Genomic DNA, 15,793 nt, shown 5'->3' with positions numbered 1-15,793 from the left:
CCTCCGATGTTCCGCCGAGCCTTCTGGTTCACCGCAGGCGCAGCCGCCGGCGTATGGGCCACCACCAAGGTCAACCGCCAGCTCAAGAAGCTGACGCCGGAGAGCCTCGCCGCCCAGGCCGCCGACAAGGCCGTGGAGGCGGGCCACCGCCTCAAGGACTTCGCCCTCGACGTCAAGGCGGGAATGTCCCAGCGCGAGGACGAGCTGAACGACGCACTGGGGCTCCACCAGGACCCCGATCGGCCCGACAACGTCACCGCCCTTCCCGGGCCGCGGCGGCTCCGGGCCATCCAGAACGACAAGACCACCCACTCGAAGTTTTCGTACGACCGGAATGAGGACCACTGATGGAGTCGGCTGAAATCCGCCGCCGCTGGCTGAGCTTCTTCGAGGAGCGCGGTCACGCCGTTGTCCCTTCGGCGTCGCTCATCGCGGACGACCCGACTCTGCTGCTGGTCAACGCGGGCATGGTCCCGTTCAAGCCGTACTTCCTCGGTGAGACCAAGCCGCCGGCCCCCCGGGCCACCAGCGTGCAGAAGTGCGTCCGTACGCCGGACATCGAAGAGGTCGGCAAGACCACCCGCCACGGCACGTTCTTCCAGATGTGCGGCAACTTCTCCTTCGGCGACTACTTCAAGGAAGGCGCCATCAAGTACGCCTGGGAGCTGCTCACCAGCTCCGTGGCGGACGGCGGCTACGGCCTGGAGCCGGAGAAGCTCTGGATCACCGTCTACCTCGACGACGACGAGGCCGAGACGATCTGGCGCGAGAAGATCGGCGTGCCCGCCGAGCGCATCCAGCGCCTGGGCAAGAAGGACAACTTCTGGTCCATGGGCGTCCCGGGTCCCTGCGGCCCCTGCTCCGAGATCAACTACGACCGCGGCCCCGAGTTCGGCGTCGAGGGCGGCCCGGCCGTCAACGACGAGCGCTACGTGGAGATCTGGAACCTCGTCTTCATGCAGTACGAGCGCGGCGCCGGCGACGGGAAGGAAGACTTCCCGATCCTCGGCGACCTGCCCTCGAAGAACATCGACACCGGTCTCGGCCTCGAGCGCCTCGCGATGATCCTGCAGGGCGTACAGAACATGTACGAGACCGACACCCTGCGCGTGGTCATGGACAAGGCCACCGAGCTGACCGGCGTGCAGTACGGCGCCGCCCAGAACACCGACGTCTCGATGCGCGTGGTCGCCGACCACATCCGCACCTCCGTCATGCTCATCGGCGACGGCGTCACCCCCGGCAACGAGGGCCGCGGCTACGTGCTGCGCCGCATCATGCGCCGCGCCATCCGCAACATGCGCCTCATGGGCGCCACCGGCCCCGTCGTCCAGGACCTGGTCGACGTCGTGATCAACACGATGGGCCGGCAGTACCCGGAGCTCGTCACCGACCGCAAGCGCATCGAGACCGTCGCGCTCGCCGAAGAGGCCGCCTTCCTCAAGGCCGTCAAGGGTGGCACCAACATCCTCGACACCGCCGTGAGCGAGACCAAGGCCGCCGGCGGCACGATCCTCTCCGGCGACAAGGCGTTCCTGCTCCACGACACCTGGGGCTTCCCGATCGACCTCACCCTGGAGATGGCCGCCGAGCAGGGCCTCTCCGTGGACGAGCCCGGCTTCCGCCGCCTGATGCAGGAGCAGCGCGACCGGGCCAAGGCCGACGCCAAGGCCAAGAAGACCGGCCACGCGGACATGTCCGCCTACCGGGAGATCGCCGACGGCTCCGGCGCCACCGAGTTCACCGGCTACGCCACCACCCAGGGCGAGTCCACCATCGTCGGCCTGCTGGTCAACGGAGTCTCCGCGCCCGCCGCCTCCGAGGGCGACGAGGTCGAGGTCGTCCTCGACCGCACCCCCTTCTACGCCGAGGGCGGCGGCCAGCTCGCCGACCAGGGCCGCATCAAGCTCGACTCCGGCGCCGTCATCGTCGTCCGCGACGTGCAGCAGCCGGTCCCGGGCGTCTCCGTGCACAAGGGCTCCGTCCAGGTCGGCGAGGTGACGGTGGGCGCCTCCGCGTACGCCGCCATCGACGTGAACCGCCGCCGGGCCATCGCCCGCGCCCACTCGGCCACGCACCTGACCCACCAGGCGCTGCGCGACGCCCTCGGCCCGACGGCCGCCCAGGCCGGTTCCGAGAACTCGCCCGGCCGCTTCCGCTTCGACTTCGGCTCGCCGAACGCCGTCCCCGGCACGGTCCTCACCGACGTCGAGCAGAAGATCAACGACGTGCTCTCGCGCGAGCTCGACGTCACCGCCGAGATCATGAGCATCGACGAGGCGAAGAAGCAGGGCGCCATCGCCGAGTTCGGCGAGAAGTACGGCGAGCGCGTGCGCGTCGTGACCATCGGCGACTTCTCCAAGGAGCTGTGCGGCGGTACGCACGTCGGCAACACCGCCCAGCTGGGTCTGGTGAAGCTGCTCGGCGAGTCTTCCATCGGCTCCGGTGTGCGCCGTGTCGAGGCCCTCGTCGGTGTGGACGCGTACAACTTCCTCGCCAAGGAGCACACGGTCGTCGCCCAGCTCCAGGAGCTGGTCAAGGGCCGTCCGGAAGAGCTGCCGGAGAAGATCGCCTCCATGCTCGGCAAGCTGAAGGACGCCGAGAAGGAGATCGAGAAGTTCCGCGCGGAGAAGGTCCTCCAGGCCGCCGCCGGTCTCGCCGCGGGCGCCCAGGACATCCGCGGTGTCGCCCTCGTCGTCGGCACCGTCCCGGACGGCACCGGCGCCGACGACCTGCGCAAGCTGGTCCTCGACGTCCGCGGCCGCATCCAGGGCGACCGCCCGGCCGTCGTGGCCCTCTTCACCACGGCGAACGGCCGCCCGCTGACCGTCATCGCCACCAACGAGGCCGCCCGCGAGCGCGGTCTCAAGGCCGGTGACCTGGTCCGCACCGCCGCCAAGACCCTCGGCGGCGGCGGTGGCGGCAAGCCGGACGTGGCCCAGGGCGGCGGCCAGAATCCGGCCGCCGTCCCCGAGGCCATCGCCGCGGTCGAGCGCCTCGTCGTCGAGACGGTCTGACGATGACGCTGCGCCGTGGCCGCCGTCTCGCCATCGACGTCGGGGACGCCCGGATCGGGGTCGCCTCGTGCGACCCCGACGGGGTGCTCGCCACTCCGGTGGAAACCGTTCCGGGCCGGGACATCCCCTTCGCCCACCGGCGGCTGCGGCAGCTCGTCGAGGAGTACGAACCCCTTGAAGTCGTGGTCGGCCTGCCCCGCTCGCTCAGCGGGCGGGAGGGGCCGGCCGCGGCCAAGGTGCGCGCCTTCGCGAACGAACTCGCCAAGGGCATCAAGCCGGTGACGGTCCGTCTGGTGGACGAGCGGATGACCACGGTCACCGCCGCCCAGGGGCTGCGGGCCTCGGGAAGGAACGCGAAGAAGGGCCGCTCGGTGATCGACCAGGCGGCCGCGGTGGTCATCCTTCAGAACGCTCTTGAGACCGAACGTGTATCAGGTAATCCGCCCGGTGAGTGCGTCGAAGTGGTTGTCTGATCGCGGTACGGTAACGTTCCGCGCGATGCGGCGGCATTCGAACAAGTCGTCGCCCACCACTTCAGAGGCGGAACCGGGTGCCGCGGCGGACAGGGCCGTTGCCTCCGTCTCGCGGCTCTAGGGGACCGATGACTGAGTATGGCCGGGGCCGTGGCCCCGAACCGTGGCACCCGGAGGACCCCCTGTACGGGGACCAAGGGTGGACCGGGCACGAGGCCCAGCAGGCTCAGATGCCCTATGCCGGTGGTCCCCAGCAGCAGTACCCGCAGGAGCCGCAGTACCAGCAGGACCCTCAGTACGCGCAGGGCCGGCAGTACCCGCAGGGTCCGCAGTACCCGCAGGACCCCCAGTACCAGCAGCAGTACGTGGATCAGGGCCAGTACCCGGACCAGCAGCAGGGCTATGCCCCGCAGCAGCCCCACCAGGGCGCCCACCAGCAGGTCTACCAGCAGCAGCCGCAGCAGCCGGTGTACGACGGCCAGGGCCAGGGCTGGGACACCGGCCAGGTCCAGGCGCAGGCCCAGGGCCAGTACGCCGCCGTCCCGCAGGCCGACCCGTACCTCGGAGCGGACCCGTACGCCCAGCAGTCCGTGGGCGGCTACCCGGGCGAGGCCCCCGACCTCTACGGCACGCCCGAGGCCTACCCGCCGCCGCAGCCCCCGGGCAGGCGCCACCTGGTCACGGAGCAGGAGGCGGAGCCGGAGTACGCCGACGAGACGGCGGAGGCGGCCGACGAGGCCGACGAGGCTGCCGCGTCCTCTCCGGGCCTGCCCGGCGACGGCGACGACTCCGAAACCCCGGGCGGCGGCGGACGCCGCGGCCGCTCGAAGGACAAGAAGCCCAAGGGCCGCAACGGCGCGGCCTGCCTGATCGCCGCCGTCGTGATCATCGGCGTCCTCGGCGGTGGCGGCTACTACGGCCTGGACTACATCAAGTCCAAGTTCAGCACCGGCGAGGACTACGCCGGCGAGGGCGAGGGCTCCGTCACCATCGACATCCCCAAGGGCACCGGCATGGGGGAGATGGGCCGCATCCTGAAGGCGCACGGCGTCGTCAAGAGCGCCGACGCCTTCGTCGCCGCCGCCAAGGCCAACCCCAAGGGCGGCGCCCTCCAGGCAGGCTCCTACACGATGAAGGAGCACATGTCGGGCAAGGCGGCCGTCGACCTGATGGTGGGCGGCGCCGGCGTCAACGCCCTCGACGTCATCCCCGGCTGGAAGACCGGCCAGGTCTACAAGGCCATCGACGAGCGGCTCAAGCTCAAGGAGGGCACGACCAAGGACGTCGCCACCAAGGAGGCGAAGAACTTCGGTCTGCCCGACTGGGCCGCCAACAAGGACCTCAAGGACCCGCTGGAGGGCTTCCTCTACCCGGCCCGCTACGACCTCAGCAAGGACGCGACCCCGCAGTCGATGCTCAAGCAGATGGTCGCCAAGTCCAACGAGGCCTACGAGAGCGCGGACGTCAAGGGCCAGGCCTCCAAGCTGGGCCTCTCGAGCCCGCTGCAGCTCATCACCGTCGCGAGCCTCGTCCAGGCCGAGGGCAAGTACCAGCATGACTTCGACAAGATCTCCCGGGTCGTATACAACCGGCTCAAGCCGGGCAACACGGAGACCTACGGTCTGCTCGACTTCGACTCCACGGTCAACTACATGAGGGGCCAGAGCACCCTGGACGTCGGTTCGGTCAACGACCTCCGCCAGATCGACGACCCGTACAACACGTACAAGATCAAGGGTCTGCCTCCCGGTCCGATCGGCAGCCCGGGCCCCGACGCGCTCAAGTCGGCGATCAACCCGGCCACCGGTCCCTGGTATTACTTCGTGTCGGTGAACGAGAACGAGACCCTGTTCGCCGCGACGAACGCCGAGCACAACAGGAACCGCCAGAAGTACGAAGAGGCGAGGAAGAAGGAAGGGCAGTGATACGCGCAGCCGTGCTCGGTTCACCGATCGAGCACTCCCTTTCACCGGTGCTGCACCGCGCCGCGTACCAGGAGCTCGGCCTCGACGACTGGTCGTACGACCGCTTCGAGATAGACGAGGACGCGCTCCCGCAGTTCGTCGCCGGCCTCGGCCCCGAGTGGGCCGGGCTGTCCCTGACGATGCCGCTCAAGCGTGCGGTCATCCCGCTGCTCGACGGCATCAGCGACACCGCCGCGTCGGTCGAGGCGGTCAACACGGTCGTCCTGACCGAGGACGGCCGGCGCCTCGGCGACAACACCGACATCCCCGGGATCGTCTCCGCGCTCCACGAGCGCGGCGTCGACAAGGTGGAGCGCGCCACCATCCTCGGCGCGGGGGCCACCGCCTCCTCGGCCCTGGCCGCGCTCGCCCGGATCTGCTCCGGCGAGGTGACCGTGTACGTGCGCTCCAGGGCCCGCGCCGACGAGATGCAGGAGTGGGGCGAGCGTCTCGACGTGGCGGTCCGTACGGCCGACTGGGCGGACGCCGCCGAGGGGCTGGGGGCGCCGCTGGTCATCGCGACGACCCCGGCACGGGCCACGGACTGGCTCGCCGACCACGTACCGGCCGGAGCGGGAACCCTCTTCGACGTCCTGTACGACCCCTGGCCCACCGCGCTCGCGGCGGCCTGGTCGCGGCACGGCGGACGGCTCCTCGGCGGCCTGGACCTCCTCGTCCACCAGGCGGTGCTCCAGGTCGAGCAGATGACCGGCCGGCACACGGCGCCGCTGGCGGCCATGCGGGCGGCCGGGGAGGCCGCGCTGCGCGCCCGCCACTGATCCGCCGCCTCGGTGGCACCCGCCGCCACCGCACCTGATGCACTGCTCGGGCCGATCTTGCCCGGGTACGGCAGCACTCGCCAGGGTGAGCCCGGGTGCACCGCCGTCCGCCAGCTGGACCGGAGGGCGGCGCACCGGCCCGGACGTGGGAGGATCGGGTGTGGCGGGTCCGGGCCGAGCACCCGGCCGCGCCGCCGCAGTACCCAGGCGCGAGCATGAGGAGCATCGTTGAGCAGGTTGCGTTGGCTGACCGCAGGAGAGTCGCACGGACCGGCACTGGTCGCGACGCTGGAGGGCCTTCCCGCCGGCGTTCCGGTCACCACCGAGCTGGTGGCGGACCACCTGGCCCGGCGCCGGCTCGGCTATGGCCGCGGTGCCCGGATGAAGTTCGAGCAGGACGAGATCACCTTCCTCGGCGGCGTCCGCCACGGCCTGTCCCAGGGCTCCCCGATCGCCGTCATGATCGGCAACACGGAGTGGCCCAAGTGGGAGACCGTCATGTCGGCCGACCCGGTCGACCCGTCGCTGCTCAAGGACACCGGCCGCAACGCGCCGCTGACCCGCCCGCGCCCGGGCCACGCCGACCTGGCGGGCATGCAGAAGTACGGCTTCGACGAGGCCCGGCCGATCCTGGAGCGCGCGAGCGCCCGTGAGACCGCCGCCCGCGTCGCCCTCGGCGCCGTCGCCCGCTCCTTCATCAAGGAGGTCGCGGGCATCGAGATCGTCTCGCACGTGGTGGAGCTGGCCTCGGCCAAGGCCCCGTACGGCGTCTACCCGACCCCCGCCGATGTCGAGAAGCTCGACGCGGACCCGGTGCGCTGCCTCGACGCCGACACGTCGAAGGCGATGGTCGCGGAGATCGACCAGGCCCACAAGGACGGCGACACCCTCGGCGGCGTCGTCGAGGTACTCGCGTACGGGGTGCCGGTCGGCCTCGGCTCGCACGTGCACTGGGACCGCCGCCTGGACGCGCGCCTCGCGGCCGCGCTGATGGGCATCCAGGCGATCAAGGGCGTCGAGGTCGGCGACGGCTTCGACCTGGCCCGCGTACCCGGCTCGCAGGCGCACGACGAGATCGTGGCCACCCCCGAGGGCATCAAGCGCACCTCCGGCCGCTCCGGCGGCACCGAGGGCGGTCTGACCACCGGTGAGCTGCTGCGCGTACGGGCCGCCATGAAGCCGATCGCGACGGTGCCGAAGGCGCTCGCCACGATCGACGTCGCCACCGGCGAGGCCGCTGCCGCCCACCACCAGCGCTCCGACGTCTGCGCCGTCCCCGCGGCGGGCATCGTCGCCGAGGCGATGGTCGCCCTCGTCCTCGCGGACGCGGTCGTGGAGAAGTTCGGCGGAGACTCCGTGCCCGAGACCCGGCGCAACGTGCAGTCGTACCTCGACAACCTGCAGATCCGGTGAAGGGCGGACCACTGGTCGTCCTCGTCGGCCCCATGGGGTCCGGCAAGTCCACGGTGGGGGCGCTGCTCGCCGAGCGGCTCGGCGTCCCCTACCGGGACACCGACGCCGACATCGTCGCGGCCCAGGGCCGCGCGATCTCCGACCTCTTCGTCGACGAGGGCGAGCCGTACTTCCGTGAGCTGGAGCGGCAGGCGGTCGCCGCCGCCGTCGCCGGTCACACCGGAGTCCTCGCCCTCGGCGGCGGCGCCGTCCTCGACGCGGGCACCCGGGAGCTGCTGGCCGGCCTGCCCGTCGCCTATCTGTCGATGGACGTCGAGGAGGCCGTCCGGCGCGTCGGCCTGGGCGCCGCCCGCCCGCTGCTCGCCGTCAACCCGCGCCGCCAGTGGCGCGAGCTGATGGAGGCCCGCCGCCCCCTGTACACCGAAGTCGCGCGCGTCGTGGTGGCCACCGACGACCGCACCCCCGAAGAGGTCGCCCAGGCGGTCCTCGACGCTCTGGAGTTGAAGGACGTATGACAGACCAGGTGACGCGCATCCAGGTCGGCGCCAGCGCCGGACACGACGCGTACGACGTGCTGGTGGGCCGGCAGCTGCTCGGCGAGCTGGGCGGCCTGATCGGTACGAAGGCCCAGCGGGTCGCCGTGATCCACCCCGAGGCGCTGGCCTCGACCGGTGAGGCACTGCGCGACGATCTGGCCGCGCAGGGCTACGAGGCGGTCGCCATCCAGGTGCCGAACGCCGAGGAGGCCAAGACCATCGAGGTCGCGGCGTACTGCTGGAAGGCGCTCGGCCAGTCCGGGTTCACCCGCACCGACGTGATCGTCGGCGTCGGCGGCGGGGCCACGACCGACCTCGCGGGCTTCGTCGCGGCCTCCTGGCTGCGCGGGGTGCGCTGGATCGCCGTACCGACCACCGTCCTGGCGATGGTGGACGCGGCCGTCGGCGGCAAGACCGGCATCAACACCGCCGAGGGCAAGAACCTGGTCGGCGCCTTCCACCCGCCGGCCGGCGTGCTGTGCGACCTGGCGGCGCTGGACTCCCTGCCGGTCAACGACTACGTCAGCGGCCTCGCCGAGATCATCAAGGCCGGATTCATCTCCGACCCGGCGATCCTCGACCTGATCGAGGCGGACCCGGCCGCGGCCCGCACGCCCGACGGTCCGCACACCGCGGAGCTCATCGTCCGCTCGATCCGGGTCAAGGCGGACGTCGTCTCCAGCGACCTGAAGGAATCGGGCCTGCGGGAGATCCTCAACTACGGGCACACGCTCGCGCACGCCATCGAGAAGAACGAGCGCTACAAGTGGCGGCACGGCGCGGCCGTGTCGGTCGGCATGGTCTTCGCGGCCGAGCTCGGCCGGCTCGCGGGCCGCCTCGACGACGCGACGGCCGACCGGCACCGGGAGATCCTGGCCGCGGTCGGGCTGCCGCTGACGTACCGCGGTGACCAGTGGCCCAAGCTGCTCCAGACCATGCAGGTCGACAAGAAGTCCCGCGGCAACCTGCTGCGCTTCATCGTCCTCGACGGCCTGGCCAAGCCCACCGTCCTGGAGGGCCCCGACCCGGCGCACCTGATCGCGGCGTACGGCGAGGTGTCGGCGTGAGCCGCAAGGTGCTCGTGCTGAACGGGCCGAACCTGGGCCGGCTGGGCTCGCGCGAGCCCGACGTGTACGGGGCCACCTCGTACGCCGGGCTCGTCGAGAGCTGCCGCACGCTGGGCGAGGAGCTCGGCTTCGACGTCGAGGTCCGCGAGACCAACGACGAGGGCGCGATCGTGCGCTGGCTGCACGAGGCGGCGGACGGCAAGATCCCGGTCGTGATCAACCCGGGTGCCTTCACGCACTACTCGTACGCCATGCGGGACGCGGCGGCGCAGCGCACCGCGCCGCTGATCGAGGTGCACATCTCCAACCCGTACGCCCGGGAGGAGTTCCGGCACACGTCGGTCATCGCCTCGGTGGCGACCGGGACGGTGGCGGGCTTCGGCATCGGCTCGTACCGGCTGGCGCTGCGCGCGCTGGCGGACGAAGTCGCACTCTGACGGTGCTGGTGGGCGGCTTCCGCCCCGCGGTCATATAACGTTCTCGCATCAGTCGGCAGAGCGGGACGGAGTGGCAGCGGATGCAGCAAGGAGTGGGGGGCGGCGGCGCGGGCTGGGGGCAGCCGGGACATCATCAGGCCGTGCCCCCGCAGCCGCCGATACCCCCTGCGCACGGGTGGCCGGTGCCGGTGCCGCCGCACGCGCCCCCGCAGGCGCAGGCCCCGCACGCGCCGCCGCACTCGGCGCCGCCCCCCGTGCCCGAGGCCACGGGGCACATTCCGCTGCCTCCCGCGGCGACCGGGACCGGCGGGGCCACGCTGGCCGTGCTGCTGATCGGCCCGGCGGGCGCCGGCAAGACCACCGTGGCCCGGCACTGGGCGAGCACCCGGCCGGTGCCGACCGCCCACGTGAGCCTGGACGACGTCCGGGAGTGGGTGTGCTCGGGCTTCGCGGACCCGCAGGCCGGCTGGAACGACCACTCCGAGGCCCAGTACCGGCTGGCCCGCCGCACCTGCGGCTTCGCCGCCCGCAACTTCCTGGCCAACGGGATCTCCTGCATCCTCGACGACGCCGTCTTCCCCGACCGGCCGGTGGTGGGCCTGGGCGGCTGGAAGCGGCACGTGGGGCCGGCCCTGCTGCCCGTCGTCCTCCTGCCCGGCCTGGAGATCGTCCTGGAGCGCAACGCCGCCCGCTCGGGCAACCGGCGCCTCTCGGACGAGGAGGTCGCCCGCATCCACGGCCGCATGGCGGGCTGGTACGGCTCGGGCCTGCCGATCATCGACAACTCGGACCTGGACGTGGAGGCCACCTCCCGGGCCCTCGACGAGGCCCTGGCCCGGACCCTCGGCACGCCCGCCTTCTGACCGGTCACGTTTGGAGAAGCGTGGAGCCGCACCCCGCGGCTAGCGTGAATTCCACGCCGACCCACCGCTTCAGGAGTGATCATGACCACCTCTCCCACCCAGGGAATCAAGACCGTCCTGCACCCCGTCTCCGACCTGGCCGCGGCCAAGGACGTCTACACCGCGCTGCTCGGCGTCGCCCCGACGGTCGACGAGCCGTACTACGTCGGCTACGAGGCCGGCGGCCAGCAGATCGGGCTGGTGCCCGGCGGCGCCCAGCAGGGCATGGCCGCGCCCGTGGCGCACTGGCACGTGCCGGACATCGAGGCCAAGCTCGCCGAGGTGACCGCCGCCGGGGGCAAGCTCAAGGACCCCGTGCGCGACGTCGGCGGCGGCCGCCTCGTGGCCACTTTCACCGACCCCGACGGCAACGTCCTCGGGCTGCTCCAAGACCAGTGAGCGCGCCCCGCACAGCTGGTTGGATCGAGCCAGGCTGCCCGAACCGACGTACGGAGACACGATGAGCATGGCCAGGTCCGCACCGCACGATGCCGACAGCCACGACTTGATCCGCGTGCACGGTGCGCGCGTGAACAACCTCAAGGACGTCAGCATCGAGATCCCGAAGCGCCGCCTGACGGTGTTCACCGGTGTCTCCGGCTCGGGCAAGAGCTCGCTGGTGTTCGACACGATCGCCGCCGAGTCGCAGCGGCTGATCAACGAGACCTACAGCGCCTTCGTCCAGGGCTTCATGCCGACGCTGGCCCGGCCCGAGGTCGACGTGCTCGACGGCCTCACCACCGCGATCACCGTCGACCAGCAGCGGATGGGCGGAGACCCGCGCTCCACGGTCGGCACCGCCACCGACGTCAACGCCATGCTGCGCATCCTGTTCAGCAGACTCGGCAAGCCGCACATCGGCTCCGCCAAGGCGTTCTCCTTCAACGTCGCCTCCATCAGCGGGGCCGGCGCGGTCACCGTCCGGCGCGGCGGGCAGGAGGTCAAGGAGAAGCGCAGCTTCAGCATCACCGGCGGCATGTGCCCGCGCTGCGAGGGCCGGGGCGCGGTCACCGACATCGACCTCACGCAGCTCTACGACGACACCAAGTCCCTCAACGAGGGCGCGTTCACGATCCCGGGCTACACCGGGGGCGGCTGGAACAGCCGCCTCTACATCGAGTCGGGATTCTTCGACCCGGACAAGCCGATCCGCAAGTACACCAAGAAGGAACTGCAGGACCTCCTGCACCGCGAGCCGACCCGCATGAAGATCGCGGGCATCAACATGACGTACGAGGGCCTGGTCCCGCGCGTGCAGAAGTCGATGCTGTCCAAGGACACCGAGTCCATGCAGCCGCACATCCGGGCCTTCGTGGAACGGGCGGTCACCTTCACCACCTGCCCCGACTGCGCGGGAACCCGGCTGGGCGAGGGCGCGCGGTCCTCGAAGATCAAGCGGAAGAGCATCGCGGACCTGTGCGCGATGGAGATCCGGGACCTGGCCGAATGGGTCCGCGCGCTCGACGAGCCCTCCGTGGCGCCCCTACTCGCCACCCTGCTGGGGACCCTCGACTCGTTCGTGGAGATCGGCCTCGGCTACCTCTCGCTCGACCGCGCGTCGGGCACGCTGTCCGGCGGCGAGGCGCAGCGCGTCAAGATGATCCGCCACCTCGGCTCCTCGCTCACCGACGTCACGTACGTATTCGACGAGCCCACCACCGGCCTGCACCCGCACGACATCCAGCGGATGAACCAGCTGCTGCTGCGCCTGCGGGACAAGGGCAACACGGTCCTCGTCGTGGAACACAAGCCGGAGACGATCGCGATCGCCGACCACGTCGTCGACCTCGGCCCCGGCGCCGGCTCGGGCGGCGGCACCGTCTGCTTCGAGGGCACCGTCGAAGGGCTGCGTACCGGCGGCACCATCACCGGCCGGCACTTCGACGACCGGGCCTCGGTCAAGGAGAGCGTGCGCAAGCCCACCGGCACGCTGGAGATCCGCGGGGCCGGTGCCCACAACCTCCGCGACGTCGACGTCGACATCCCGCTCGGGGTGCTCACCGTCGTCACCGGCGTCGCCGGCTCGGGCAAGAGCTCGCTCGTGCACGGCTCGATCCCCGCCCGTGACGGGGTGGTCTCGGTCGACCAGGGCGCCATCAAGGGATCCCGGCGCAGCAACCCGGCCACGTACACCGGGCTGCTCGACCCGATCCGCAAGGCGTTCGCCAAGGCCAACGACGTGAAGCCGGCCCTGTTCAGCGCCAACTCCGAGGGGGCCTGCCCGACCTGCAACGGCGCCGGCGTCATCTACACCGACCTGGCGATGATGGCCGGGGTCGCCACCACCTGCGAGGAGTGCGAGGGCAGGCGGTTCGACTCCTCGGTCCTCGACTACCACTTCGGCGGCCGCGACATCAGCGAGGTGCTCGCGATGTCGGTGACCGAGGCCGAGGCGTTCTTCGGGGCGGGGGAGGGGCACCTCCCGGCCGCGCACCGCATCGTCGCGCGCCTCGCCGACGTCGGCCTCGGGTACCTCACCATCGGCCAGCCGCTCACCACCCTCTCCGGCGGCGAGCGCCAGCGGCTCAAGCTGGCGACCCACATGGCCGACAAGGGCGGGGTCTACGTCCTCGACGAGCCGACGGCCGGCCTGCACCTCGCCGACGTCGCGCACCTGCTGGGGCTGCTCGACCGGCTCGTGGACTCAGGCAAGTCGGTGATCGTCGTCGAGCACCACCAGGCCGTCATGGCGCACGCCGACTGGATCATCGACCTCGGGCCCGGCGCGGGCCACGACGGCGGCCGCGTCGTCTTCGAGGGCACCCCCGCCGAGCTCGTCGCCGAGCGCGCCACCCTCACCGGCGAGCACCTCGCGGCCTACGTGGGCGGCTGACCGGGCGGGGTCCGGCCCGGGCCCGGGGGCCGGGGCGGCCGCCCCGGCCCCCGTCGGGGCCGCCGAAGGGCCCCGGCCCCGTACGGGTGCGCTCACCAGGCCGGATGCGCGGGCCGCTCGTACGCTCGAAGACATGTCAGACGTGTACGCGGCCCGCCGGGGCCTGCTTCGCGACCGATGTGCCGCCGCGGGGAACGCCGCCGCACTGATCACGCGTCCGGCGAACGTCCGCTACCTCGCCGGGGCGTCCCCGCCGTCCGCAGTCCTGCTCGTCGGGCCGGACGGCGAGGACATGCTGTTCACCGTCGGCCCGCCCACCGGCGAAGCCGACGAGGGCCGCCTCGACGAGCGGCTCAGGCTCTCCGTACTGGCCGGCCCCGGGAGCGACGCGGCCGTGGCGGCCGGGGACATGGCCGGTTCGCTGCGCGTCGAGTCGCTGGCCGTCGAGGAGCACCACCTCACCGTCGCCCGCCACCGCGCCCTGCGCTCCGTCGCCCCCAAGCTGCGGCTCGTGGACCTGGGGGCCGCCGTGGAGCAGCAGCGCCTCGTCAAGGACGAGGAGGAGATCGCCTGCCTGCGGATCGCCGCCGAGATCGCCGACCAGGCCCTCGGCGAGCTGCTGGAGTCGATCCTGGTGGGCCGGACCGAACGCCACCTCGCCCTGGAGCTGGAGCGCCGCCTCGTCGACCACGGCGCCGACGGGCCCGCCTTCCCGACCTCCGTCGGCACCGGGCCGAACTCCGGCCGCTCCCGGCACCGGCCCTCCGACCGCCGGGTCGAGGAGGGGGACTTCCTCTCCGTCTGCCTCGGCGCCAACTACCGCGGCTACCGCTGCGAGATCGGCCGGACCTTCGTGATCGGCACCAGCCCGGCCGACTGGCAGATCGAGCTCTACGATCTTGTTTTCGCGGCCCAGCGGGCCGGCCGCGAGGCACTCCTGCCCGGCGCCGCGTACCGCGAAGTCGACCGCGCGGCGCGCTCCGTACTGGACTCCGGGGGCCATGCCGAAGCCCTCGCTCCGTCGACCGGACACGGTGTCGGCCTCGAAATCGACGAGGACCCGCAGCTTGCACCTACGGCAATGGGTAAACTGGACGCTTGCGTGCCGGTCACCGTCGAACCGGGGGTTCACCTCCCGGGCCGGGGAGGTGTCCGGATCGATGACACGCTCGTCGTGCGCCCCGAGGCGGACGGCGGTCCCGAGCTACTCACCATTACGACCAAGGAGCTGCTCGCGCTCTAGCCCGCCGCGGCGGGCTGTGCGCGCACCCGTGGTCTTCCAGTGCAGGAGATTCCGCAACCGTGGCTTCCACGAACGACCTCAAGAACGGCATGGTGCTCAAGCTCGATGGCGGCCAGCTCTGGTCCGTCGTCGAGTTCCAGCACGTCAAGCCCGGCAAGGGCCCGGCCTTCGTGCGCACCAAGCTCAAGCACGTGCTCTCCGGCAAGGTCGTCGACAAGACGTTCAACGCCGGCACGAAGGTCGAAACGGCCACCATCGACCGCCGCGACATGCAGTTCTCGTACATGGACGGCGACTACTTCGTCTTCATGGACATGAGCACCTTCGACCAGCTGATGGTCGACAAGAAGGCCGTCGGCGACGCCGCCAACTTCCTCATCGAGGGCTTCACCGCCTCCGTGGCCCAGCACGACGGCGAGGTGCTCTACGTCGAGCTCCCGGCCGCGGTCGAGCTGACCATCGAGCACACCGACCCGGGCGTCCAGGGCGACCGCTCCACGGGCGGCACCAAGCCGGCCAAGCTGGAGACCGGTCACGAGATCCAGGTCCCGCTGTTCGTGAACACGGGCGAGAAGGTCAAGGTCGACACCCGTACCTCCGACTACCTCGGCCGGGTGAACAGCTAACCGTGGCTGCCCGCAGCAACGCGCGCAAGCGCGCCTTCCAGATCCTGTTCGAGGCCGACCAGCGCGGGGTGCCCGTGCGCGAGGTCCTCGCGGACTGGATCCGCCACGCGCGCTCGGACGACCGGCAGCCGCCCGTCAGCGCCTTCACGATGGATCTCGTCGAGGGGTACGCCGACAAGGTGAACCGCATCGACGACCTGATCGTCACCTACGCCGTGGACTGGGAGCTCGACCGCATGCCGGTCGTCGACCGGAACATCCTGCGGCTCGGTGCCTACGAGCTGATCTGGGTGGACGACACCCCGGACGCCGTGGCCATCGACGAGGCCGTCCAGCTGGCCAAGGAGTTCTCGACGGACGAGTCCCCCTCGTTCGTGAACGGGCTGCTGGCCCGCTTCAAGGACCTGAAGCCGAGCCTGCGCCGGGGCGAGTAGCCCAGGCGGTTCGGCGAGTACGGAGGGCCCGCAGCGCCCCCGCGCGGCGGGGCCACCCGCCGGTAGTGC

General features: G+C 71.4%; 15 protein-coding genes. All 15 read left to right on the top strand.

Annotated features, from left to right (window positions below; genetic code table 11):
* Nucleotides 1-6 precede the first annotated feature (6 nt).
* The 15 genes from ACFXGI_RS35705 to nusB all read left to right on the top strand — a co-directional run bounded on the left by ACFXGI_RS35705 (nucleotide 7) and on the right by nusB (nucleotide 15,724).
* Nucleotides 7-348, top strand: coding sequence for a DUF6167 family protein (locus ACFXGI_RS35705; protein ID WP_384716213.1), 342 nt, complete (start codon nucleotides 7-9; stop codon nucleotides 346-348).
* On the top strand, nucleotides 348-3,017 hold the full coding sequence (gene alaS / locus ACFXGI_RS35700) for an alanine--tRNA ligase (RefSeq protein WP_384716210.1): 2,670 nt from the start codon (nucleotides 348-350) through the stop codon (nucleotides 3,015-3,017). The genes ACFXGI_RS35705 and alaS overlap by 1 nt, the downstream gene beginning before the upstream one ends.
* A 2-nt stretch (nucleotides 3,018-3,019) precedes the next feature.
* Complete coding sequence (ruvX, locus tag ACFXGI_RS35695; RefSeq protein WP_030028999.1) at nucleotides 3,020-3,490, top strand: Holliday junction resolvase RuvX; 471 nt, start codon at nucleotides 3,020-3,022, stop codon at nucleotides 3,488-3,490.
* A gap of 230 nt (nucleotides 3,491-3,720) precedes the next feature.
* Nucleotides 3,721-5,415, top strand: a complete 1,695-nt coding sequence (mltG, locus tag ACFXGI_RS35690; RefSeq protein ID WP_384716207.1) for an endolytic transglycosylase MltG — start codon at nucleotides 3,721-3,723, stop codon at nucleotides 5,413-5,415.
* Nucleotides 5,412-6,233 carry a shikimate dehydrogenase gene (locus tag ACFXGI_RS35685; protein WP_384716204.1) on the top strand — a complete coding sequence of 274 codons (822 nt, stop codon included), beginning with the start codon at nucleotides 5,412-5,414 and terminating at the stop codon, nucleotides 6,231-6,233. The genes mltG and ACFXGI_RS35685 overlap by 4 nt, the downstream gene beginning before the upstream one ends.
* Before the next feature lie 228 nt (nucleotides 6,234-6,461).
* Nucleotides 6,462-7,646: a chorismate synthase gene (gene aroC, locus ACFXGI_RS35680; RefSeq protein WP_384716201.1), complete on the top strand. Its 1,185-nt coding sequence runs from the start codon at nucleotides 6,462-6,464 to the stop codon at nucleotides 7,644-7,646.
* The gene (locus tag ACFXGI_RS35675; protein WP_384716198.1) at nucleotides 7,643-8,161 is read left to right on the top strand and encodes a shikimate kinase; all 519 of its coding nucleotides are present in this window, start codon (nucleotides 7,643-7,645) and stop codon (nucleotides 8,159-8,161) included. The genes aroC and ACFXGI_RS35675 overlap by 4 nt, the downstream gene beginning before the upstream one ends.
* Nucleotides 8,158-9,249, top strand: a complete 1,092-nt coding sequence (aroB, locus tag ACFXGI_RS35670; protein WP_384716195.1) for a 3-dehydroquinate synthase — start codon at nucleotides 8,158-8,160, stop codon at nucleotides 9,247-9,249. The genes ACFXGI_RS35675 and aroB overlap by 4 nt, the downstream gene beginning before the upstream one ends.
* Nucleotides 9,246-9,686 (top strand): type II 3-dehydroquinate dehydratase, encoded by a 441-nt coding sequence (aroQ, locus tag ACFXGI_RS35665; RefSeq protein WP_030157440.1) that lies wholly within the window; start codon nucleotides 9,246-9,248, stop codon nucleotides 9,684-9,686. The genes aroB and aroQ overlap by 4 nt, the downstream gene beginning before the upstream one ends.
* 80 nt (nucleotides 9,687-9,766) lie before the next feature.
* Entirely contained in the window at nucleotides 9,767-10,549 is a 783-nt protein-coding gene (locus tag ACFXGI_RS35660; protein WP_384716192.1) for an AAA family ATPase, read from the top strand.
* 81 nt (nucleotides 10,550-10,630) lie between these two features.
* Nucleotides 10,631-10,987 carry a VOC family protein gene (locus ACFXGI_RS35655; RefSeq protein WP_384716189.1) on the top strand — a complete coding sequence of 119 codons (357 nt, stop codon included), beginning with the start codon at nucleotides 10,631-10,633 and terminating at the stop codon, nucleotides 10,985-10,987.
* 61 nt (nucleotides 10,988-11,048) lie between these two features.
* The gene (locus ACFXGI_RS35650; RefSeq protein WP_384716186.1) at nucleotides 11,049-13,421 is read left to right on the top strand and encodes an ATP-binding cassette domain-containing protein; all 2,373 of its coding nucleotides are present in this window, start codon (nucleotides 11,049-11,051) and stop codon (nucleotides 13,419-13,421) included.
* Between the two features lie 133 nt (nucleotides 13,422-13,554).
* Nucleotides 13,555-14,664 (top strand): aminopeptidase P family protein, encoded by a 1,110-nt coding sequence (locus tag ACFXGI_RS35645; protein WP_384716183.1) that lies wholly within the window; start codon nucleotides 13,555-13,557, stop codon nucleotides 14,662-14,664.
* 59 nt (nucleotides 14,665-14,723) lie between these two features.
* Nucleotides 14,724-15,290 carry an elongation factor P gene (gene efp, locus ACFXGI_RS35640; protein ID WP_030859979.1) on the top strand — a complete coding sequence of 189 codons (567 nt, stop codon included), beginning with the start codon at nucleotides 14,724-14,726 and terminating at the stop codon, nucleotides 15,288-15,290.
* Nucleotides 15,291-15,292: 2 nt separating this feature from the next.
* Nucleotides 15,293-15,724 (top strand): transcription antitermination factor NusB, encoded by a 432-nt coding sequence (gene nusB / locus ACFXGI_RS35635; RefSeq protein WP_030294584.1) that lies wholly within the window; start codon nucleotides 15,293-15,295, stop codon nucleotides 15,722-15,724.
* Nucleotides 15,725-15,793 lie beyond the last annotated feature (69 nt).

This window comes from Streptomyces sp. NPDC059355, assembly GCF_042752335.1.
GTDB lineage: Bacteria > Actinomycetota > Actinomycetes > Streptomycetales > Streptomycetaceae > Streptomyces.
This window is presented reverse-complemented; position numbering and strand designations above follow the sequence as displayed.